The organism is Streptomyces sp. NPDC046215 (assembly GCF_040646215.1).
Classification (GTDB): Bacteria; Actinomycetota; Actinomycetes; order Streptomycetales; family Streptomycetaceae; genus Streptomyces; species Streptomyces stramineus.
On record NZ_JBEYZW010000056.1, the window covers coordinates 1 to 21,454 of the forward strand.

A 21,454-nucleotide genomic window follows, 5' to 3' on the forward strand; every position below is an offset into this window, starting at 1 on the left:
AGACCTCGCCGACGCGGCGCACCGTCTCGATCCAGCAGCCGATACCAGCCCGCCCGGGGGGCTTCGCGATCCGCCGGGTCGGCCCTGAAAACCCCCTCGTTGCAAGGCCCCCGAACCTCCCGCTGACGGCCGGCCGAGGGGCAACATTCTCGTCACGGGCCGGTCTCAGGTGGTGGTCTCCCCCGGGATCGGCCCGTGCCGTGTCGGCGTCGGGTGATACAAAGAACACCCGCTCGCCTGCCGCCTGACTGGCGGGATGCCTGCCCGATTCGCTCCTTCCCGGTGGATTTTCGGCCATTGGGAACGCGGGGGAGACCGATCGGGTCAAGGACCCGCGTAAAGAGGAAAGCTGATGTCACAGCCGCCCCAGCCGCCCAACCAGCCGCAGGGGGTTCCCCCGACGCAGCCAGGCGGAGGTTTCGGAGCGCCGAACCCCTCGTACGGCTACCCGCCCCAGCAGCCGCAGGCACAGCCGGGGTACGGCTACCCCCAGACCCCGCCCCCGCCGCCGGCCGGCGCGCCCCAGATGCCGCCCCCGCCGCCGGGAGCCCCCCAGACGCCCCCGCCGCCCCCCGGGATGCCGCAGACCCCGCCCCCGCCGGGCGGCGGCTACGGCTACCCCGGCGCGCCCACCCCGCCCCCGCCGAACGGCGGCTACGGCTACCCCGGCGCCCCCACCCAGCCCTACGGCGCGCCCCAGGTGCCGCCCTTCGGCACCGCCCAGCAGCCCGGACAGTTCCCGGGCTACCCCGGCCACCCGGGCGCGCCCGCCCCGGGCCCCGGCAACGGCGGCTCCAAGCAGCGCATGATGGCGATCGTCGCCGGTGCCGTCGCGCTCGTCCTCCTCGTCGGCGGCGGCATCTGGTTCGCCACTTCCGGTGACGACAAGGACCCCGAGGTCTCCAGCGCCGGCAGCAGCCAGGGCACCGGCGGCAAGGGGGACAACGGCAACGGCAAGGGCGGCACCAAGCCGCAGACCGTCGACGGAAAACTGCTCTTCGAGGTGGAGCAGGAAGAAGTCAAGGACATGGTCAACGCCAAGGGCATGTGGGTCACCGACCAGGTCGTCGCCAAGAGCGACAACTACAAGATCGTCGGCTACGGCCTCTCCGGCGGCAAGAAGTGGGACCTCCCCCTCGACGGCGCGGTCTGCTGGGCCAATCCCAAGGCCACCGCCGACGGCAAGGCCGTCGTCCTCGTCAGCGACGGCAAGCCCAGCGAGGAGAAGAAGTACGGCGGCCCCTGCACCCAGGTCATCGCCCTCGACCTGAACAAGGGCACCAAGCTCTGGCAGAAGTCCGTCAAGGCCGGTGACCGGGACGTCACCTTCGACGAGGTCACCATCGGCGGCGGCACCGTCGCCGCCGGCGGCATCCGCGGCGGCGCCGCCTGGTCCCTCGACGGCGGCAAGGAGCTGTGGAAGCCCAAGGAGGACAGCGACAACTGCAAGGACGCCGGCTACGGCGGCGGCACCGACAAGCTCGTCGCCGTGCGCCGCTGCGGCGACTACGAGCGGCCCCTGGTGACCGTCCAGACGCTCGACCCCAAGTCGGGCGCCGTCAAGTCCTCGTACAAGGTCCCGGCCGGGCTCAACTACCCGCACATCGCCTCCGTCGACCCCCTCGTCGTCGCCGTCGCCGCGGGCGACTCCACGGGCAACGGCGCCTCGGACTTCCTCGTCCTCGACGACAGCGCCAAGGACGCCACGCTCCGCACCAAGATCTCCACGGGCAACGGCAAGTACGAGCCCAAGTGCCCCTCGACCGAGGTCGAGGGCTGCACCAAGATGGCCATCACCAAGGACACCCTCTACCTGGCCACCGAGGAGCACTCCTCCGGCAACGCCAACGAATACGGCCGCGTCAACGAGATCGTCGCCTTCGACCTGACCTCCGGCCAGACCAAGGGCAAGGTCGACGGCACCCCCGGCGCCCAGCTCGTGCCCCTCGGCGTCGACAAGGACGGCTACGCCCTCGGCTACCGCAACCCCACCTACAACGCCGGCGGCGCGGTCCTGCGCATCGACCCCAAGACGTACAAGGCCGACGTCGTGCTGAAGAACGCGGACTCCACGTCGAAGGCCGAACGTGAGCTCTCGCCCAACTACCAGCAGGCCGTCTTCGCCCAGGGCCGGCTCTTCCTGGGCACCAACTACCTCCACAAGAGGACGATCTCCGGCCTCGGCAAGCAGTACACCCTGCTGATCTTCGGCGGGAGCTGAGCACTCCCGGGAGTTGACGCCCCCGCCCACCCCCTCGCCCCCGCCACGCCGACCCGGTAGCGGTTTCCGACCGGTTGACGCACGATGAAGGGCGAGGAACGTCACTGAAGCCGCCATCCCTGTCCCTCACGCCTCCGTGCCTGAACGATCCGTTTCAGTCTCGAAGTACACGTGATTGACAGGGATTTCGGCATTCCGGGGGACTTCTCACGGGTAAGGGGCGCGGAACGTCGAACAAGCGTGTAGCTTCCGGGGGCAAGAGGGCCGAGGAGACGTACGCGGGCGACAGGGGGCAAGCGCACATGGGCGTGCGGCTCATGGTGGTCGACGATCACCGACTGCTGGCCGAGGCGCTCGCCTCGGCACTGAAGCTCCGCGGACACCGCGTGCTGGCCGCGGCCGCACCGAGCGCGGGCGCCGCCGACCTGGTGGTCAGCCGCGCACCCGAGGTGTGCCTGCTGGGCACCGCGACCCCCGCCGAGCCGGGGGCCTTCGACCCCGTCGTGCGGATCAAACGCGAACGCCCGCAGGTCGCCGTCGTCGTGCTCGGCCCCGTCCCCAGCCCGCTGGGCATCGCCGCGGCCTTCGCCGCCGGCGCCTCCGGCTACGTCCGCCACAACGAACGCATCGAAGGCGTCGAACGGGCCATGATGAAGGCCCGCGCCGGCGAGGCCGCCGTCGACCCCCAGCTGCTCCAGGGCGCCTTCGCCGAGCTCCTCAACCCCGCCGCCCAGCCCGACGACGAGGGCGCCCGGCTGCTCCAGCTGCTGACCCCCCGCGAGGTGGAGGTCCTCGTCCGGGTCGCCGAGGGCGAGGACACCCGCCTGATCGCGGCGGGCATGGGAATAGCGCCCAGCACCGCGCGCACTCACGTCCAGCGCGTCCTGATGAAGCTCGGCGTCGGCTCCCGCCTGGAAGCCGCCGCCCTCGCCGCCCGCACCGGCCTCCTCGACCGCGCCGCCGCCGGCGCCACGCCCCCCGCCCAGCGAACCCGCCCGCCGGGCGGCCCCTGAGCGCCCCCGCACCCCCGCCGTTGACGCACCCCGATTCCCCGTGATTCGTTGTGTGCGGTTCTGTCGGCGGGGACGGCGAGGGAGCACCGTGTGAAGAAGACGTCGACCCGCCTCGCGGACGGGCGGGAGCTCCTCTACTACGACCTGCGGGACGACGCGGTGCGCACCACCACCGACCCCCGGCCCCTCGACGCCGTCACCACCGGCTCCGAAATCCGCCACGACCCCCTCCTGGGCGACGCGGTGGCCATCGCCTCCCACCGCCAGGGCCGCACCTACCTGCCGCCCGCCGACGCCTGCCCGCTCTGCCCCTCCCGCCCCGGCCGGCCCACCGAGATCCCCGCCGACGACTACGACGTCGCCGTCTTCGAGAACCGTTTCCCCTCCCTCGCCGGGGACTCCGGCCGCTGCGAGGTCGTCTGCTTCACCCCCGACCACCACGCCTCCTTCGCCGACCTCGACGAGGAGCACGCCGCCCTCGCCCTGGCCGCCTGGGCCGACCGCACCGCCGAACTGGCCACCCACCCGGCCGTCCGGCAGGTCTACTGCTTCGAAAACCGCGGCGAGGAGATCGGCGTCACCCTCGGCCACCCGCACGGCCAGATCTACGCCTACCCCTTCGTCACCCCCCGCACCGAGCGCATGCTCGCCTCCGCCGCCGCCCACCGCGCCCGCCACCCCCACCAGAACCTCTTCGACGACGTCGTCACCGCCGAGCGCGCCGACGGCCGCCGCACCGTCCTGGACACCGCCCACTGGACGGCCTTCGTGCCCTACGCCGCCCACTGGCCCTACGAGGTCCACCTCTACCCCCGCCGCCGGGTCCCCGACCTGCCCGCACTCGACGACGCCGCCCGCGCCGAACTCCCCGGGCTCTACCTGGAACTCCTGCGCCGCTTCGACCGCCTCTTCGGTCCCGGCCACCCGCCCACGCCCTACATCTCCGCCTGGCACCAGGCCCCCTTCCACCACCCCCACCGCACCGAATTCGCCCTGCATCTAGAGCTTTTCACCGTCCGACGCACCCCCGGTAAGCTCAAATTCCTCGCGGGTTCCGAATCCGGCATGAGTGTGTTCATCAACGACGTGCCGCCCGAAGCCGCGGCTCAGCGACTGCGAGAGGCAGCGACCGAATGAGCACCCACAGCTACCTGGTCACCGGCGGCGCCGGCTACATCGGCAGCGTCGTCGCCGCCCGCCTGCTGGCCGCCGGGCACGCCGTCACCGTCCTCGACGACCTCTCCACCGGCCACCGCGCCGCCGTCCCCGACGGCGCCCGCTTCATCGAAGGCCGCGTCCAGGACGCGGGGGAGTGGCTGGACAGCTCCTACGAGGCGGTGCTGCACTTCGCCGCCCACTCCCAGGTGGGCCAGTCCGTCGCCGACCCCGAGCCCTACTGGCGCAACAACGTCGGCGGCACCGCCGACCTCCTCGCCGCCATGCGCGACGCCGGCATCCGCACCCTCGTCTTCTCCTCCACCGCCGCCACCTACGGCGAGCCCGCCACCGTCCCCATCACCGAGGACGCCCCCACCGCCCCCACCAACCCCTACGGCGCCACCAAGCTCGCCGTCGACCACATGATCAGCGGCGAGTGCGCGGCCCACGGCCTGGCCGCCGTCTCCCTGCGCTACTTCAACGTCGCGGGCGCCCACGGACCCCACGGCGAACGGCACGACCCCGAAACCCACCTGATCCCCCTCGTCCTCCAGGTCGCCCTGGGCGAGCGCGCGGCCGTCTCCGTCTACGGCGACGACTACCCCACCCCCGACGGCACCTGCGTCCGCGACTACATCCACGTCGCCGACCTCGCCGAGGCCCACCTCCTCGCCCTCACCGCGGCCCGCGACGGCGAACACCTCATCTGCAACCTCGGCAACGGCAACGGCTTCTCCGTCCACGAAGTCATCGAGACCGCCCGCAAAGTCACCGGCCACCCCATCCCCCACATCACCGCGCCCCGCCGCCCCGGCGACCCCGCCACCCTCGTCGCCTCCGCCGCACGCGCCCGGGAAACCCTCGGCTGGCACCCCACCCGCCCCGACCTCGCCGACATCGTCGCCGACGCCTGGGAATTCGCCCGCAGGACCGCGACCCCATGACCGCCCGGGCCGCCGCGACCGCCTTCACCCACACCTTCGGACACCCCCCGGACGGCGTCTGGGCGGCCCCCGGCCGCGTCAACCTCATCGGCGAGTACACCGACATCAACGAAGGCTTCGTGCTGCCCTTCGCCCTGCCCCACCGGACCTGGGCGGCCGCCTCCGCCCGCACGGACGGACGGCTGCGCCTGCACACCCGCCACGGCACCGGCGGCACCGTCGAGCTCCGCCTCGCCGACCTGCGCCCCGGCAGCGTCCGGGGCTGGGCCGCCTACCCCGCCGGCGTCGCCTGGGCCCTGCGCGCGGCCGGACACCCCGGCACCGGCGCGGACCTGCACTTCCAGGGCGACGTACCCGCCGGCGCGGGCCTGTCCTCCTCCGCGGCCCTGGAGCTCGCCACGGCCCTCGCCCTGGACGGCCTCCACGGCCCGGGGCGCAGCCTGCCCGAACTCGCGGCCCTGAGCCGGCGCGCGGAGAACGCATTCGTCGGCGTCCCCTGCGGCCCCATGGACCAGACGGCCTCCGCCTGCTGCATCCCCGGCCACGCCCTCCACCTCGACACCCGCGACCTCACCCACCGGCACGTCCCCTTCGACCCGGCGGCCGCGGGCCTGCGGCTGCTCGTGGTGGACACCCGGGTGAAGCACTCCCTCGGGGACGGCGCGTACGCGGCACGGCGCGCCGGGTGTGCGGCGGGGGCGCGCGCCCTGGGGGTGCGGGCGCTGCGCGACCTTTCTCCCGAGGACCTGCCGGGCGCGCTCGCCGAGCTGCCGGATCCGGCCGTGCGACCCCTCGTCCGCCATGTGGTCACCGAGAACCACCGGGTCGGTCAGGTGGCCGGCCACCTCGACGCGGGCGACCTCCGCGCCGTCGGCCCCGTCCTGACGGCCGGGCACGCCTCGCTCCGCGACGACTTCGCCGTCTCCTGCCCGGAGCTGGACCTGGTGGTCGCAGTCGCGAACGAGGCGGGCGCCCTGGGGGCCCGGATGACCGGCGGCGGTTTCGGCGGCTCGGCGGTGGTGCTGGTGGAGGAGGCGGCCGCGGAGGCCGTCGCCACCGCCGTGACGGCCGCCTTCGCGGCGGCCGGGCACCGCGCGCCGCGCGTCTTCACGGCCACCGCGGGCGCGGGCGCCCGGCGCATGGCCTGACGGCGCCCGCGCGGCAGGGGACCGACCAGCGCGTTCGGCCAACACCCCCGGCGGGCGGGGGCGGTGGGCCGGGGCGGGCGTGAACGACCGTGAATGACACGGACAACATCGAGTCGTTCCGTGTCGTTCGCTGCCCCAATACTGAACATAAAGCTCACCATGAACAGGCGGGTCAAGCAGTTTTGCCAATCGGCTTCCGGCGGCGGACCCCGGCCGTACGCTGATGCACAGCGTCGGTGGGGGCCGACGCTGATCAGGGGGCGAGACAGGCAGGTACGACGCCCGGGGTGGGGCAGTTGTCAGTGCACGGCGGCGGCCGTGCGCGCGTGACGGCTCCCGGACCCGGGCGCCGTACCCGCACTGGCCGCCTCCCGGGATATGGGGGTGGCTGTGGCACGTATTCGGGTTCTGGTGGTCGACGACCACCGCATCTTCGCCGAGTCGCTCGCCGCCGCCCTCGCGGCTGAGCCGGACGTGGACGTCTCGGCGGCGGGCAGCGGGCCGGCGGCGATGCGCGCACTGGAGCGCGCGCAGGGCGAGGGGCGGCGGTTCGACGTCCTGCTGGTCGACGCCGACCTGGGGGCGGTGGCCACGGACGTCGTACCGGGGCAGCTCCGCGGCCCCGTCCAGGAAGGCGCCGGGCAGCAGGAGGGCGCGGTCGACGGCATTTCCCTGGTGGCGGGCGTCCGCAGCGGCCAGCCCGCCGTGCGGACGGTGGTCCTCGCCGAGCGGGACGACCCCCGGCGGGCGGCCGCCGCGCTGCAGGCCGGTGCCGGTGGCTGGGTGGCCAAGGACTGCTCGCTGTCCCGGCTGCTGGCCGTCATCCGCGGGGTCCTGCGGGACGAGACGCACCTGCCGCCCGCCCTGCTGACGGGCGTGCTCAGGGAGCTCACCGCGGCCCGCAAACACCGCACCGAGAGCGAACGGCTGGTGGAGTCGCTGACCCCGCGCGAGCGCGAGGTCCTGCGGTGCATGGTGGCGGGGCTGGGGCGCAAGGCCGTCGCCGAGCGCCTCTACCTCTCCCCGCACACCGTCCGTACGCACATGCAGAACGTGCTGGGGAAGCTCGGGGTGCACTCCACCCTCGCCGCGGTGGCCCTGGCCCGGCGGGCCGGGGTGGGCCCGGTGGACCTAGCCGGGAACGTTGTCGAACGGGGCGGTCAACTGGCGTAGCAGGTCGGCCAGTTCGCGGCGCTGGGCGTGGGACAGCTCGGCGAGGATGGCGCGCTCCTGGGCCAGCAGCCCGGCGAGCGCCTCATCGGCGCGGTCCCGGCCCTCGGTCGTCAGGCGGACGAGCACGCCACGCCGGTCGCTGGGGTCGGGCAGCCGCTCGACCAGGCCCTTCTTGGCGAGCCGGTCGATGCGATTGGTCATGGTGCCCGAGGTGACCAGGGTCTGGGTGAGCAACTGCCCGGGGGAGAGCTGATAGGGCGCCCCGGCCCGGCGCAGCGAGGTCAGGACATCGAACTCCCACGGCTCCAGCTGGTGCTCGGCGAAAGCGATCCGGCGGGCCCGGTCGAGGTGGCGGGCCAGTCTGCTGACACGGCTCAGGACCTCGAGTGGTTCCACGTCGAGGTCCGGGCGCTCCCGGCGCCACGCTGAGACAAGCCTGTCGACCTCGTCCTCCATGACGATCAGTGTAGAGGGTCTGTCGACATGAAGTCTCTTGACGTCAAGAGACTTCTCCGGGGAAGCTGGGAAGGAGACCGTACGCGCCCCCGCACCCGGCGCCGCAAGGAGGCCCCGCCATGGACGCCACCCCCGCCTGGGACCCGCGGCAGTACCTCCGCCACGCCGGCCACCGCACCCGCCCCTTCCATGACCTCGTCGCCCGCGTCCCCGAGCTCCCCAGGACCCCGGCCCGCATCGCCGACCTCGGCTGCGGCCCCGGCACCGGCACCGCGCTCCTCGCCGCCCTCCGGCCCGACGCCCGCATCACCGGCCTCGACAACTCCCCCGACATGCTCGCCGCGGCCACGGCCCACACGGGCCCCACCGGCGGTGGCGGCCGCATCGACTTCGCCCACGCCAACATCGGCGCCTGGGAGCCCACCGAGACGTTCGACCTGATCATCTCCAACGCGGCACTCCACTGGGTCCCCGGCCACACCGACGCCTTCCCCCGCTGGGCGGACGCCCTCACCCCCGGCGGCACCCTCGCCTTCCAGGTGCCGGGGAACCACAGCGCACCCAGCCACACGATCCTGCGGGAGCTGTGCGAGGAGCCGCGGTGGCGGCAGCGGCTGGGCGCCGCGCGGACCGGGTCGGCCCGCGAACCCGCCGACTACCTGGCACACCTCTCCGGGCTCGGGCTCACCGCGGACGTCTGGGAGACGACCTACCTCCAGCTGCTGCCGGGGGAGGACCCCGTCCTGGACTGGCTGAAGGGGACGACCCTCCGGCCCGTACTCACGGCCCTCGCGGACGACCCGGGCGCCACGGAGGAATTCCTCCACACCTGCGCGACCCGCCTGAGAAAGGCGTACCCGAGGGGCCCGCACGGCACGGTCTTCCCTTTCCGCCGGATCTTCGCGGTGGCACGGAAGCCGGCGCCCAGCCCGCCCGGCGTTTGAGGGCAATCTTTGACCGTACGCAGGTCCGGGCGGCACGCCAGTGCCGGCCGCACGCCGGTACAAGCGGCACGTCAGCGCCAACCGCACGTCAGCGCAAGCGGCGAAGGGAAAAAACCCCGGGCCGTCAGGCCCGCCGGTGCCCGACGAGGCGCGGCTTCGCCTCCAGGCCGTCCAGCCCGTGCCACGCCAGGTTCACCAGATGCGCCGCCACCTCGGCCTTCTTCGGCTTGCGGACGTCCAGCCACCACTGACCCGTCAGCGCCACCATCCCCACCAGCGCCTGGGCATACAGCGGAGCCAGCTTCGGATCAAAGCCCCGCGCCTTGAACTCCAACCCCAGAATGTCCTCGACCTGCGTCGCGATATCGCTGATCAGCGACGCGAACGTGCCCGTCGACTGGGCCACCGGGGAATCCCGGACCAGAATGCGGAAGCCGTCCGTGTACGACTCGATGTAATCCAGCAGGGCGAACGCCGCCTGCTCCAGCAGCTCCCGCGGATGCCCCGCCGTCAGCGCCCCCGTCACCAGATCCAGCAGCTGCCGCATCTCGCGGTCGACCACCACCGCGTACAGCCCCTCCTTGCCGCCGAAGTGCTCGTACACCACCGGTTTGGAGACCCCGGCCTTCGCCGCGATCTCCTCCACCGACGTGCCCTCGAACCCCCGCTCGGCGAACAGCGTGCGACCGATGTCCAGCAGCTGCTCACGGCGCTCGGCGCCGGTCATCCGCACCCGCCGGGTACGACGGGCCCCCGCATCGGCCGCCCGGTTCTTGTTACTGGTGGAACTACTGTCGATCGCCACGCTGCCCATCATGCCTCCCCCCGCTACCGGCGGAAGCACCCACGGGCGGCGCAGTCCTCCGGGAGTCGATGCGGCTCGCGTCCGGCCACCGCACGTCATAGGCCCAGCCGGCCTTCTCGAACCAGCGGATGATGCGGGCGCTGGAATCCAGCTGCCCCTTCAGCACGCCGTGCCGCGCCGACGTCGGATCCGCGTGGTGCAGGTTGTGCCAGGACTCGCCGCACGACAGCACCGCCAGCCACCACACATTGCCCGACCGGTCACGCGACTTGAACGGCCGCTTGCCCACCGCGTGACAGATCGAATTGATCGACCACGTCACATGGTGCAGCAGCGCCACCCGCACCAGCGAACCCCAGAAGAACGCCGTCGCCGCGCCCTGCCACGACCACGTCACCAGCCCGCCCACCAGCGGCGGGATCAGCAGCGACACCGTCGTCCACAGGACGAACTGCCGGGACACCCGGCGGACCGCGGAATCCTTGATCAGATCCGGCGCGTACTTCGCCTGCGACGTCTGCTCCTCATCGAACATCCATCCCATGTGGGCCCACCACAGGCCCTTCATCAGCGCCGGCACGCTCTCCCCGTACCGCCACGGCGAATGCGGATCACCCTCCGCGTCCGAGAACCGGTGGTGACGCCGGTGGTCCGCCACCCAGCGCACCAGCGGCCCCTCCACCGCCAGCGACCCCATGATCGCCAGCGCGATCCGCAGCGGCCGCTTCGCCTTGAACGCCCCATGGGTGAAATACCGGTGGAAGCCGATCGTGATGCCGTGGCAGCCGATGTAGTACATCGCCACCATCAGCCCCAGATCCAGCCAGCTCACCCCCCACCCCCAGGCCAGCGGCACCGCGGCGAGCAGCGCCACGAACGGCACGGTGATGAAGAGCAGCAGCGCCACCTGCTCCACCGAACGCTTGCTGTCACTGCCCAAAGTGGCGGACGGAAGTGGGGTTTCCTGGGCCTTCGGCGCGTCTTCGATCACGTCGGGGCTTGCAGTCATGGGATCCCTCAGGGGCTCGGGGCACGGCTACGGGTCCGTAACCTACGGCTTCGTAAGTATGGCAGGGCGGCACCCCGAAGCACGAGGGCTGTGGACGACCGCGCGTCGGACGGCGACCTATGCTGGGGGACGTCGGACAGCGCGGTCCGCAACCCCTCCAGACGTGCTCAGAAACTCTGCAAGGAGCCGCACCTGTGAGCAGTGCCGACCAGACCCTCCCCGCCGCCGGAACCACCCCGCAGAGCGACGGCGACGAAGCACAGCGCAGCGCAGCCCTGCGCGCCGACATCCGCCGCCTCGGCGACCTCCTCGGCGAAACCCTGGTCCGCCAGGAGGGCGACGACCTCCTCGCCCTCGTCGAACGCGTGCGCGCCCTCACCCGCACCGACGGCGAGGCCGCCGCCCGCCTCCTGGGCGACACCGACCTGGAGACCGCCGCCAAGCTCGTCCGCGCCTTCTCCACCTACTTCCACCTGGCCAACGTCACCGAACAGGTCCACCGCGGCCGCGAGCTCCGGGCCAAGCGCGACGCCGAGGGATCGATCCTCGCCCGCACCGCCGACCAGCTCAAGGACGCCGACCCCGACCACCTCCGGCAGACCGTCCAGCACCTCGGCGTACGCCCCGTCTTCACCGCCCACCCCACCGAAGCCGCCCGCCGCAGCGTGCTCAACAAGCTCCGCCGCATCGCCGAGCTCCTCGACGCCCCCGCCACCGCCGGCGGCGAAAAGCGCCGCACCGACCTCCGCCTCGCCGAGAACATCGACCTGCTCTGGCAGACCGACGAACTGCGCGTCGCCCGCCCCGAGCCCACCGACGAGGCCCGCAACGCCATCTACTACCTCGACGAACTCCACGCGAACGCCGTCGGCGACGTCCTGGAGGACCTCGCCGCCGAGCTCGACCGCGTCGGCGCCGAGCTCCCCGCCACCACCCGCCCGCTCACCTTCGGCACCTGGATCGGCGGCGACCGCGACGGCAACCCCAACGTCACCCCCCAGGTCACCTGGGACGTCCTGATCCTCCAGCACGAACACGGCATCACCGACGCCCTCGAACTCGTCGACCTCCTCCGCAGCGCCCTCTCCAACTCCATCCGCAACAGCGGCGCCACCGAGGAACTCCTCACCTCCCTCCGGCGCGACCTGGAACTCCTCCCCGAGATCAGCCCCCGGTACAAGCGCCTCAACGCCGAGGAGCCCTACCGCCTCAAGGCCACCTGCGTCCGCCAGAAGCTCGTCAACACCCGCGAGCGCCTCGCCCGCAACACCCCCCACGAGCCCGGCCGCGACTACCTCGGCACCGCCGAACTCCTCGCCGACCTCCAGCTCATCCAGGACTCCCTGCGCGCCCACCGCGGCCGCCTCATCGCCGACGGCCGCCTCGAACGCGCCCTGCGCACCCTCGCCGCCTTCGGCCTCCACCTCGCCACCATGGACGTCCGCGAACACGCCGACGCCCACCACCACGCCCTCGGCCAGCTCTTCGACCGCCTCGGCGAGGAATCCTGGCGCTACGCCGACATGCCCCGCGACTACCGCCGCAAGCTCCTCGCCAAGGAACTGCGCTCCCGCCGCCCCCTCGCCCCCCAGCCGGCCCCCCTCGACGCCGACGGCGAGAAGACCCTCGGCGTCTTCCACACCATCCGCGAGGCCCTCGCCCGCTTCGGCCCCGAGGTCGTCGAGTCCTACATCATCTCCATGTGCCAGGGCGCCGACGACGTCTTCGCCGCCGCCGTCCTCGCCCGCGAAGCCGGCCTCATCGACCTCCACGCCGGCTGCGCCAAGATCGGCATCGTCCCCCTCCTGGAGACCACCGACGAGCTCAAGGAAGCCGACCGCATCCTCGACGAGATGCTCGCCGACCCCTCCTACCGGCGCCTCGTCGCCCTCCGCGGCGACGTCCAGGAGGTCATGCTCGGCTACTCCGACTCCTCCAAGTTCGGCGGCATCACCACCAGCCAGTGGGAGATCCACCGCGCCCAGCGCCGCCTCCGCGACGTCGCCCACCGCTACGGCGTGCGCCTGCGCCTCTTCCACGGCCGCGGCGGCACCGTCGGCCGCGGCGGCGGCCCTACCCACGACGCGATCCTCGCCCAGCCCTGGGGCACCCTCGAAGGCGAGATCAAGGTCACCGAACAGGGCGAGGTCATCTCCGACAAGTACCTCATCCCCGCCCTCGCCCGCGAAAACCTGGAACTGACGGTCGCCGCCACCCTCCAGGCATCCGCCCTGCACACCGCACCCCGCCAGTCCGACGAAGCCCTCGCCCGCTGGGACGCGGCCATGGACACCGTCTCCGACGCCGCCCACGACGCCTACCGGCACCTCGTCGAGGACCCGGACCTGCCCGCGTACTTCTTCGCCTCCACCCCCGTCGACCAGCTCGCAGAGCTGCACCTGGGCTCCCGGCCCTCCCGCCGCCCGGACTCCGGCGCCGGCCTCGACGGCCTCCGCGCCATCCCCTGGGTCTTCGGCTGGACCCAGTCCCGCCAGATCGTCCCCGGCTGGTACGGCGTCGGCTCAGGACTCAAGGCCGCCCGCGAAGCAGGACTCGACACCGTCCTGGACGAAATGCACGAACACTGGCACTTCTTCCAGAACTTCCTCTCCAACGTCGAGATGACCCTCGCCAAGACCGACCTGCGCATCGCCCAGCACTACGTCGACACCCTCGTCCCCGACCACCTCAAGCACGTCTTCGACACCATCCGCGCCGAACACGAGCTGACCGTGCAGGAAGTCCTGCGCATCACAGGAGAGCGAGAACTGCTCGACTCCAGCCCGGTGCTCAGGCAGACGTTCCACATCCGGGACGCGTACCTGGACCCGATCTCCTACCTCCAGGTAACGCTGCTGCACCGCCAGCGGCTCGCCGCGGAGCGGGGAGAGGAAGCCGACCCCACGCTGTCGCGAGCACTGCTGCTCACCGTGAACGGTGTGGCCGCGGGCCTGCGCAACACCGGCTGACGCCCCCGAGCGGCCTCGCCGCTTGTCCTCGAACGCCGGACGGGCCACCTGTCAGCCCGTCCGGCGTTCGCATGCCGGATCAGGAGTTGTACGTCCCCTGCGCCCGCTCCAGACCGTCCACGATCAGCGTCTCCACCGCGTCCGCCGCCCGGTCCACCTCGAACGCCAGCTCCTTGCGCTCGGTGGACGAGAAGTCCTTCAGCACGAAATCCGCGACCTGCATCCGCCCCGGCGGACGCCCGATCCCGAACCGCACCCGGCAGTAATCCGGCCCCAGCGCCTTCGTGATCGACTTCAGCCCGTTGTGGCCGTTGTCGCCACCGCCCAGCTTCAGCCGCAGCTGCCCGAAATCGATGTCCAGCTCGTCGTGCACGGCGACGATCCGCTCCACCGGCACCTTGTAGAAGTCCCGCAGCGCGGCCGTCGGCCCGCCCGACAGATTCATGAACGACATCGGCTTCGCGACGACCACCCGCCGGCCGGCCGGACCCGGCCCACCGAGCCGCCCCTCGACGACCAGCGCCCGCGACTTGTGCACCTTGAACTTCGCCCGCATGCGCTCCGCGATCAGGTCCGCGACCATGAAACCCACGTTGTGCCGGTTCGCCGCGTACTCCGGGCCCGGATTGCCCAGGCCCACGATCAGCCAGGGACTCGTGTCGTCCGTCATCTGCATACCTCCTTATAGCCAACCGCCGCCCCGCTCCGTGCGGAGCGGGGCGGCGGCGGCGAAGAAAAACCGAAGCAGGCGAGGATCAGGCCTCGGTGCTCTCGGCCTCGGCCGGGGCCTCGGTCTGGGCGGCCAGAACCTGCAGGACGACGGTGTCACCGTCGACGGCCAGGGAGGTACCGGCCGGCAGGACGACGTCCTTGGCCAGCACGGAGGCACCGGCCTCCAGGCCCGCGATGTTCGCGGTCACGGACTCGGGCAGGTGGGTGGCCTCGGCCTCGACCGTCAGGGTGTTCAGGACGTGCTCGAGCAGGTTGCCGCCCGGGGCCAGCTCGCCCTCGGTCTGAACCGGAACCTCGACCGTGACCTTCTCGCCCTTGGAGACGACCAGCAGGTCGACGTGGACCAGGAAGCCCTTGAGCGCGTCACGCTGGACGGCCTTGGGGATGACCAGCTCTTCGCGACCCTCGATGTCCAGGGAGATCAGAACGTTCGGCGTCTTGAGCGCCATCATCATGTCGTGGCCCGGCAGCGTCAGGTGAACCGGCTCGCCACCGTGACCGTAGACAACGGCGGGAACCTGACCGGCAACACGGGCGCGGCGGGCGAAGCCCTTGCCGAACTCGCGGCGGACCTGTGCGGGGATCTTGACCTCGGACATGAGCACTCCTCGTGAGCAAAAGGATCTGACGGCCGTTACCCGGCCCACGACAGACCTGCTGCGAAGAGCGCGTCGATAACGGACCGCCGCACAAAAAAGTGCGGCCTCCCTCGCCGAGCAACTTGTGAAGTGTACCCGGCGGGGAGACCGCCCAGAAATCGATCAGTACGCGACCGACCGGCAGACGACTACGCCTGCTCCTCGAAGAGGCTCGTCACCGAACCGTCCTCGAACACCTCGCGCACCGCACGCGCGATCGTCGGCGCGATCGACAGCACCGTGATCTTGTCCAGCTCCAGCTCACCCGGCGTCGGCAGTGTGTTCGTGAACACGAACTCACTCACCTTCGAGTTCTTCAGACGATCGGCCGCCGGACCCGACAGCACACCGTGCGTCGCCGTCACGATGACGTCCTCCGCACCATTGGCGAACAGCGCGTCCGCCGCGGCGCAGATCGTGCCACCCGTGTCGATCATGTCGTCCACCAGGACACACACACGACCCTTCACATCACCGACGACCTCGTGCACGGTGACCTGATTGGCGACATCCTTGTCACGGCGCTTGTGCACGATCGCCAGCGGCGCGCCCAGACGGTCGCACCAGCGGTCGGCGACCCGCACGCGGCCCGCGTCCGGAGAGACAACCGTCAGCTTGTCGCGGTCCACCTTCGCGCCCACGTAGTCCGCCAGGATCGGCAGCGCGAACAGGTGATCCACCGGGCCGTCGAAGAAGCCCTGAATCTGGTCCGTGTGCAGATCGACCGTGAGAATACGGTCCGCACCCGCCGTCTTGAACAGATCCGCGATCAGGCGGGCCGAGATCGGCTCACGGCCACGGTGCTTCTTGTCCTGACGGGCATAGCCGTAGAACGGCACCACCACGGTGATGCTCCGGGCCGAGGCACGCTTCAGGGCATCGAGCATGATGAGCTGCTCCATGACCCACTTGTTGATCGGAGCCGTGTGGCTCTGCATCAGGAAGCAGTCCGCGCCACGCGCCGACTCCTGGAAGCGGACGTAGATCTCGCCGTTGGCGAAGTCGAACGCCTTGGTCGGGACCAGGCCGACGCCCAGCTGATGCGCGACCTCCTCGGCAAGCTCGGGGTGGGCGCGGCCGGAGAAGAGCATCAGCTTCTTCTCGCCGGTCGTCTTGATCCCGGTCACAGCACAGTCTCCTTGGATGTCGCTTTGTGTGCGCTTATCACGGTACGCCCCGCATGACGTACCCGTGTCACGGTCACTGCCCGCCGTCGGTCTCCCGACCCTCCGCACGGGCGTCCTGGCCAGCAGCAGAAGCGGCCTGAGCGGCTGCGCTTCCCGGGCGCTTACGAGCCACCCAGCCCTCGATATTCCGCTGCTGCCCACGTGCGACAGCCAGCGAACCCGGGGGCACATCCTTGGTGATGACCGAGCCGGCCGCGGTGTACGCGCCGTCCCCGATCGTGACCGGAGCCACAAACATGTTGTCCGAGCCGGTCCGGCAGTGCGAGCCGATCGTCGTGTGGTGCTTGTTCACACCGTCGTAGTTCACGAAGACGCTCGCGGCGCCGATGTTCGTGAACTCACCGATCGTCGCGTCACCGACGTACGAGAGATGCGGCACCTTCGTGCCCTCGCCGATCACGGCGTTCTTCATCTCCACGTACGCGCCGGCCTTGGACTTCGCCCCCAGCCGCGTGCCCGGCCGCAGGTACGCGAACGGGCCGACGCTCGCACCCTCGCCGATCAGCGCGCCCTCCGCCACGGTGTTGCTCACCGTGGCGCCCGCGCCGACCGTGGTGTCCGTCAGCCGCGAGTTCGGCCCCACCTCGGCGCCCGAGGCCACATGGGTGGCGCCCAGCAGCTGGGTGCCCGGGTGCACGACCGCGTCCGGCCCGAACGTCACCGTCACGTCGACCAGCGTCGAGGCCGGGTCCACGACCGTCACACCGCTCATCATCGCCGCGTGCAGCAGCCGCTCGTTGAGCAGCTTGCGGGCCTCGGCGAGCTGGACGCGGTTGTTGATCCCCAGGATCTCCCGGTGGTCCCCGGCCACGGCCGCGCCCACCCGGTGCCCGGCCTCGCGCAGGATGCCCAGCACGTCGGTCAGGTACTCCTCGCCCTGGCTGTTGTCCGTGCGGACCTTGCCGAGGGCGTCGGCGAGAAGCTGGGCGTCGAACGCGAACACCCCGGAGTTGATCTCCCGGATGGCGCGCTGCGCGTCGTCGGCGTCCTTGTGCTCGACGATCGCCGTCACGGCACCGGTCGCGTCGCGGACGATGCGCCCGTAGCCGGTGGAGTCGGGCACCTCGGCGGTCAGCACGGTGACGGCGTTGCCGTCGGCCGCGTGGACGTCGCTGAGCTTCTTGAGCGTCTCGCCGGTCAGCAGGGGGGTGTCGCCGCAGACCACGACGACGGTGCCGGCGAGGACGACCCCGCTGTCACCGAGGGCCTCCAGGCCCATGCGCACGGCGTGCCCGGTGCCGTTCTGCTCGTACTGCACGGCGGTGCGGGTGCCGGGGTCGATCTCCGCCAGGTGTGCGGATACCTGCTCGCGGGCGTGCCCGACGATCACCACGAGGTGCTCGGGGTCCAGCTCGCGGGAGGCGGCGACGACGTGTCCGACGAGGGAACGGCCGCAGATCGCGTGCAGGACCTTGGGGGTCGCCGACTTCATGCGGGTGCCCTCACCCGCTGCGAGGACGACGACGGCTGCCGGGCGGTTGGCGCTCACGGGTGTGCCCTTCGGCTTCGGGTGGTGGACATCCGAAGGATACCGGTGCGATTTCCGGTCGAAACGCGGGCGGGTCCTGACCTGGGGGTCAGGACCCGATGCATTCGAACTTTGAGCTCCGCTGCCAGGACTCGAACCTGGAAAAAGGACTCCAAAGGTCCCCGTGTTGCCAATTACACCACAGCGGATAGCAAGCCGCCCCAAAAGGGACATTCCGCTAGGCGGCTGGCTTGACCCCCAACACTATGCCGTACCACCAGCCTTCGATGCGACGGTATAGGTCAGCGCCTTGTAGGACCCGTACCGTCAGGCACCCTCGGTAGTTCTCTCCTACGTTCTTGCGGACAGTCTTCGGGTTGTGTCTCTTGAGGGTCGTCTTGCCGAAGGAGCCGATACCGATGCCGACGTGTTCTGCCCAGAAGTGCTCTGCTGCGGCTACATCGGCGGACTCATGGATCAAGACATGGAATCTGAGCCGGCTGTTCTCAACCCCGAGTAGGCGTAGCCAGGCCAGGTAGAGGCTGATCATGTCCGGGTCGCTGTTGACGAAGGTGACGAGTTCACTCCGTCGGTGGGGCTTGCTCTTTGTGCCTTCTGCCCAGTAGAGGGCAACGCCCGCGATGAACAGCTCGCGGTCGGAGATGCGGCCTATCTCCTGGGTCGCAGCGCTCTTCGTCTCCTGTCGTTGCAGGTCGCGTGCCCTGCGGAGTGGTTCCCAGCGTGCCTCGGCCATCGCGCGGCTGTGCTCTGTGATCTTCCTTGCCGGTCTCGGCAGATCCCTCACCCACAGCGACACCGAGCTCTTCGACACCCCCAGCTCCGCGACGATCTCGTCGTACGTCCTGCCCGCCAGCCGCAGCTCGCGGGCCCGGGCCTGCATGTCCGTTTTCGGTTGGACCATGTGCTCAGCTTCGTCTCGCATGGGCTTGCATGTGGCGAAAACACGGTCGATTCAACAGTTCGAGGGAAACCGGCAGGTTTCACCCCCAATCGCACCCGCCCCGTGCTGCCGCGCGTACCGGAAAACGGGTGGCGGGCGCCCGTAGTCTGGGTGGTATGACCACAACGGGGGCAATCGCGGAGGCGGGCGCGCGGGGCGCGTCCGACGGGCCGTGGTGGTGGGCGCGCAAGCGCGGTTTCGTACTGGATGTCCTGCTGGCCTTGGTGTCGGCGGTGGAGTGCGCGGTGGAAGGCGTCGTCTTCGCCGAGCAGGTCGGTGCGCCGGAGCCGCTCGGCGCGGCGGTGGGGGTGCTGGTCGGTGCCTCGCTGGTGCTGCGGCGGCGGTTGCCGATAGTCCTGGTGCTCGTGGCGATCGCGATCACGCCGGCCGAGATGGGTTTCCTGCTGAGCGTCGTGGGCCTGTACACGCTGGCCGCCTCGGAGGTGCCGCGCCGGCTGACGGTCGTGCTGGCCGGGGTCTCGGTCGTCGGGACGTTCGTCGTGGCGTTCGTGCGGTTCAAGCAGGACCTGAGCCAGGACGGCTACGAGCCGGGCGTGTGGCTGGTGATGTTCTTCTCGGCGCTGATGGCGCTGGGGCTGGCCGCGCCGCCGGTGCTGATGGGCTTGTACGTGGGGGCGCGGCGCCGGCTGGTCGAGAGTCTGCGGGAGCGGGCGGACGGCTTGGAGCGGGAGCTGTCGCTGCTGGCGGACCGGGCGGAGGAGCGGGCGGTCTGGGCGCGGAACGAGGAGCGCACGCGGATCGCGCGGGAGATGCATGACGTGGTGGCGCACCGGGTGTCGCTGATGGTGGTGCACGCGGCGGCGTTGCAGGCGGTGGCGTTGAAGGACCCGGAGAAGGCGTCGCGGAACGCGGGTCTGGTGGGGGATATGGGTCGCCAGGCGCTGACGGAGTTGCGGGAGATGCTGGGGGTGCTGCGGACGTCGTCGGACGGGGCGGTGGCCGGGATGTCGGCGGCGGCGGATTCGCAGCGGTTGGCTGAGGTGGCTTCGGCGGCTTCGGCGCGGGTGTCGGTGGGTGCTGTGCCGGGTGGTGCGGCCGGTGGCGCGGATGCGGGTGGTGAGGGTCCGAGGCTGGTGGAGCTGGAGGATCTGGTGGGTCAGTCGCGGGCGGCGGGGATGGTCGTGGAGCTGTGTGTGGAGGGGGAGGAGCGTTCGTACGGGGTGCGGGTGGAGCGCACGGCGTACCGGGTGGTGCAGGAGGCCCTGACGAATGTGCACAAGCACGCGCCGGGGGCGAAGGCGACGGTCCGGGTGGCGCACCGGGAGGGTGAGGTGGCGTTGCAGGTGGAGAACGGTCCGTCGGAGGGTGGGGCGGATGCGGGGTTGCCGAGTGGTGGCAATGGGCTGGTGGGGATGCGGGAGCGGGTGTCGGCGCTGGGTGGGGTGTTTGTGTCGGGGCCGACGGATGCGGGTGGTTTTCGGGTGTCGGCGGTGATCCCGGGTGCCGGGGGCGTCGGCGGGGTGTGAGTTCGGCTGGTTTTCGCCCTGGTTTTGGCTGGTTCTCGCTGCCTGGGCGGGGCTGTGTGGGTGGTGGGTGGCGGCGGCGCCGGAAGGTTCAGGTGCGGGGGCCTGCCGAGAGGCGTGAGGGGCGGGTTCCGGTGACGAGGGCGCCGATGGCGCGGTCGATGTCGGAGCCGAGGTACCAGTCGCCGGAGTGGTCGAGGCTGTAGACGCGGCCGTGGGTGTCGATGGTCAGGAGGGCCTGGCCGTCGGCTTCCTGGCCGAGGGGGCAGACGTCGGCGCCGAGGGCGCGGCCGAGGTCGGCGACGGTGCGGGCGAGGTGGAGCCCGTGGAGCGGGTCGATGTGGAAGGGCGTGGGGGCGATGTGGCGCCCCGGACCGGGTGCGGTGATGTGGAGGCCGCCGAATTCGGCCCACGCCTCGACGGCGGCGGGGAAGACGGTGTGCCGGTGGCCCGCGGGGGAGGTGTGGGCGCGCAGGGCGTCGGCCCAGTTCTCGGCGGCTTTGATGTCCCAGCGGCCGGGTTGCCAGCCGGCTTCGCGGAGGGCGGCGTCGACGGCGACGGGGAAGCGGGTGGCGGCGGTGCGGTCGAAGGCGCGCATGGGTCAGCTCTTGCCGTTGGCGGGGGCGGCGGGGTCGACGGCGCGCACCCCGAAGTGGGTGAGGAGGGCGGTGCAGGAGCGGCAGGGGGGTGCGTAGCCGCCGTGGTGGGGGTCGCCGTCCTCGCGGATGTGGCGGGCGGTGAGTTTGGAGTGTTTGAGGGCGCGTCTGGCTTCGCCGTGGGTGAGGGGTTTGCGGGCGGCGCGTTTGCTGCGGCTGCTTTCGAAGGCGCTGAGGTAGCGGGTGAGGAGGACGGCTTCGGGGCAGCGGCCGGTGAAGCGTTCGCGGCGGTCGCTGGTGAGGGTGTCGAGGAAGTCCTGGACGAGGGGGTGGAGTGCCGGGGGCTGGTCGGCTTTGCCTCCGGTGCAGGTGAGGGTCTCGCCGCGGACGGAGAGTGCGGCGGCGACGGCGGGCAGGATGCCGTCGCGGCGGTGGAGCAGGGCGGGGGGCCGTTCGGCGTCCTCGGTGGCGCTCCAGCTGAGCCGGGGGTCGCCGGGTGCGGTGGCACCTTCGTCGGCGGTCCGGCGGTCCTGAGTCGTGTGCATGGT

General features: G+C 71.4%; 19 protein-coding genes and 1 tRNA gene. 9 read left to right on the plus strand and 11 right to left on the minus strand.

What is annotated here, in order from left to right:
• Positions 1 to 352: 352 nt before the first annotated feature.
• From ABZ951_RS22765 to ABZ951_RS22790, 6 genes are all read left to right on the plus strand, one after another.
• Positions 353 to 2,221, plus strand: a complete 1,869-nt coding sequence (locus tag ABZ951_RS22765) for a PQQ-binding-like beta-propeller repeat protein (protein ID WP_344086282.1) — start codon at positions 353 to 355, stop codon at positions 2,219 to 2,221.
• Positions 2,222 to 2,523: 302 nt separating this feature from the next.
• Entirely contained in the window at positions 2,524 to 3,234 is a 711-nt protein-coding gene (locus tag ABZ951_RS22770) for a LuxR C-terminal-related transcriptional regulator (protein ID WP_344086279.1), read from the plus strand.
• Between the two features lie 90 nt (positions 3,235 to 3,324).
• Complete coding sequence (galT, locus tag ABZ951_RS22775; RefSeq protein ID WP_344086275.1) at positions 3,325 to 4,371, plus strand: galactose-1-phosphate uridylyltransferase; 1,047 nt, start codon at positions 3,325 to 3,327, stop codon at positions 4,369 to 4,371.
• Positions 4,368 to 5,336, plus strand: a complete 969-nt coding sequence (galE, locus tag ABZ951_RS22780; RefSeq protein ID WP_344086272.1) for a UDP-glucose 4-epimerase GalE — start codon at positions 4,368 to 4,370, stop codon at positions 5,334 to 5,336. Before galT ends, galE begins: the two co-directional genes overlap by 4 nt.
• Entirely contained in the window at positions 5,333 to 6,484 is a 1,152-nt protein-coding gene (gene galK, locus ABZ951_RS22785) for a galactokinase (RefSeq protein ID WP_344086269.1), read from the plus strand. Before galE ends, galK begins: the two co-directional genes overlap by 4 nt.
• Positions 6,485 to 6,874: 390 nt before the next feature.
• Positions 6,875 to 7,657, plus strand: a complete 783-nt coding sequence (locus tag ABZ951_RS22790) for a response regulator transcription factor (protein ID WP_344086266.1) — start codon at positions 6,875 to 6,877, stop codon at positions 7,655 to 7,657.
• Here the strand turns inward: ABZ951_RS22790 and ABZ951_RS22795 are convergent.
• Positions 7,616 to 8,113 (minus strand): MarR family transcriptional regulator, encoded by a 498-nt coding sequence (locus ABZ951_RS22795; protein ID WP_344086263.1) that lies wholly within the window; start codon positions 8,111 to 8,113, stop codon positions 7,616 to 7,618. The two genes, ABZ951_RS22790 and ABZ951_RS22795, sit on opposite strands and share 42 nt — an antisense overlap.
• A 119-nt stretch (positions 8,114 to 8,232) precedes the next feature.
• On the opposite strand from ABZ951_RS22795, the gene ABZ951_RS22800 reads away from it, so the two are divergent.
• Complete coding sequence (locus ABZ951_RS22800; RefSeq protein WP_344086260.1) at positions 8,233 to 9,057, plus strand: trans-aconitate 2-methyltransferase; 825 nt, start codon at positions 8,233 to 8,235, stop codon at positions 9,055 to 9,057.
• A gap of 124 nt (positions 9,058 to 9,181) precedes the next feature.
• On the opposite strand, the gene ABZ951_RS22805 is transcribed toward ABZ951_RS22800, so the two are convergent.
• Positions 9,182 to 9,871, minus strand: coding sequence for a TetR/AcrR family transcriptional regulator (locus ABZ951_RS22805; RefSeq protein ID WP_344086430.1), 690 nt, complete (start codon positions 9,869 to 9,871; stop codon positions 9,182 to 9,184).
• Positions 9,846 to 10,871 carry a fatty acid desaturase gene (locus ABZ951_RS22810; protein ID WP_344086257.1) on the minus strand — a complete coding sequence of 342 codons (1,026 nt, stop codon included), beginning with the start codon at positions 10,869 to 10,871 and terminating at the stop codon, positions 9,846 to 9,848. Before ABZ951_RS22810 ends, ABZ951_RS22805 begins: the two co-directional genes overlap by 26 nt.
• A 275-nt stretch (positions 10,872 to 11,146) precedes the next feature.
• Here ABZ951_RS22810 and ppc point away from each other — a divergent pair, with 275 nt between their 5' ends.
• On the plus strand, positions 11,147 to 13,840 hold the full coding sequence (gene ppc / locus ABZ951_RS22815) for a phosphoenolpyruvate carboxylase (RefSeq protein ID WP_344086427.1): 2,694 nt from the start codon (positions 11,147 to 11,149) through the stop codon (positions 13,838 to 13,840).
• Positions 13,841 to 13,919: 79 nt separating this feature from the next.
• On the opposite strand, the gene pth is transcribed toward ppc, so the two are convergent.
• From pth to ABZ951_RS22845, 6 genes are all read right to left on the minus strand, one after another.
• A complete protein-coding gene (pth, locus tag ABZ951_RS22820) occupies positions 13,920 to 14,510 on the minus strand; it encodes an aminoacyl-tRNA hydrolase (protein WP_344086254.1) in 591 nt (196 codons plus the stop codon).
• Between the two features lie 85 nt (positions 14,511 to 14,595).
• Positions 14,596 to 15,171 carry a 50S ribosomal protein L25/general stress protein Ctc gene (locus ABZ951_RS22825; protein ID WP_344086251.1) on the minus strand — a complete coding sequence of 192 codons (576 nt, stop codon included), beginning with the start codon at positions 15,169 to 15,171 and terminating at the stop codon, positions 14,596 to 14,598.
• Positions 15,172 to 15,359: 188 nt separating this feature from the next.
• Complete coding sequence (locus tag ABZ951_RS22830; RefSeq protein ID WP_344086248.1) at positions 15,360 to 16,337, minus strand: ribose-phosphate diphosphokinase; 978 nt, start codon at positions 16,335 to 16,337, stop codon at positions 15,360 to 15,362.
• A 73-nt stretch (positions 16,338 to 16,410) separates the two neighbouring features.
• The gene (gene glmU / locus ABZ951_RS22835) at positions 16,411 to 17,886 is read right to left on the minus strand and encodes a bifunctional UDP-N-acetylglucosamine diphosphorylase/glucosamine-1-phosphate N-acetyltransferase GlmU (RefSeq protein WP_344086245.1); all 1,476 of its coding nucleotides are present in this window, start codon (positions 17,884 to 17,886) and stop codon (positions 16,411 to 16,413) included.
• A 116-nt stretch (positions 17,887 to 18,002) separates the two neighbouring features.
• Positions 18,003 to 18,074: transfer RNA gene (locus ABZ951_RS22840), tRNA-Gln, on the minus strand.
• A 29-nt stretch (positions 18,075 to 18,103) separates the two neighbouring features.
• Complete coding sequence (locus ABZ951_RS22845; RefSeq protein ID WP_344086243.1) at positions 18,104 to 18,787, minus strand: hypothetical protein; 684 nt, start codon at positions 18,785 to 18,787, stop codon at positions 18,104 to 18,106.
• Positions 18,788 to 18,942: 155 nt separating this feature from the next.
• On the opposite strand from ABZ951_RS22845, the gene ABZ951_RS22850 reads away from it, so the two are divergent.
• Positions 18,943 to 20,313 (plus strand): histidine kinase, encoded by a 1,371-nt coding sequence (locus ABZ951_RS22850; RefSeq protein ID WP_344086240.1) that lies wholly within the window; start codon positions 18,943 to 18,945, stop codon positions 20,311 to 20,313.
• 88 nt (positions 20,314 to 20,401) lie between these two features.
• Here ABZ951_RS22850 and ABZ951_RS22855 read toward each other — a convergent pair whose 3' ends face one another.
• Both ABZ951_RS22855 and ABZ951_RS22860 read right to left on the minus strand, forming a co-directional pair.
• The gene (locus tag ABZ951_RS22855) at positions 20,402 to 20,908 is read right to left on the minus strand and encodes an SUKH-3 domain-containing protein (protein ID WP_344086237.1); all 507 of its coding nucleotides are present in this window, start codon (positions 20,906 to 20,908) and stop codon (positions 20,402 to 20,404) included.
• 3 nt (positions 20,909 to 20,911) lie between these two features.
• Positions 20,912 to 21,451: a YwqJ-related putative deaminase gene (locus ABZ951_RS22860; protein ID WP_344086234.1), complete on the minus strand. Its 540-nt coding sequence runs from the start codon at positions 21,449 to 21,451 to the stop codon at positions 20,912 to 20,914.
• Positions 21,452 to 21,454: the final 3 nt, after the last annotated feature.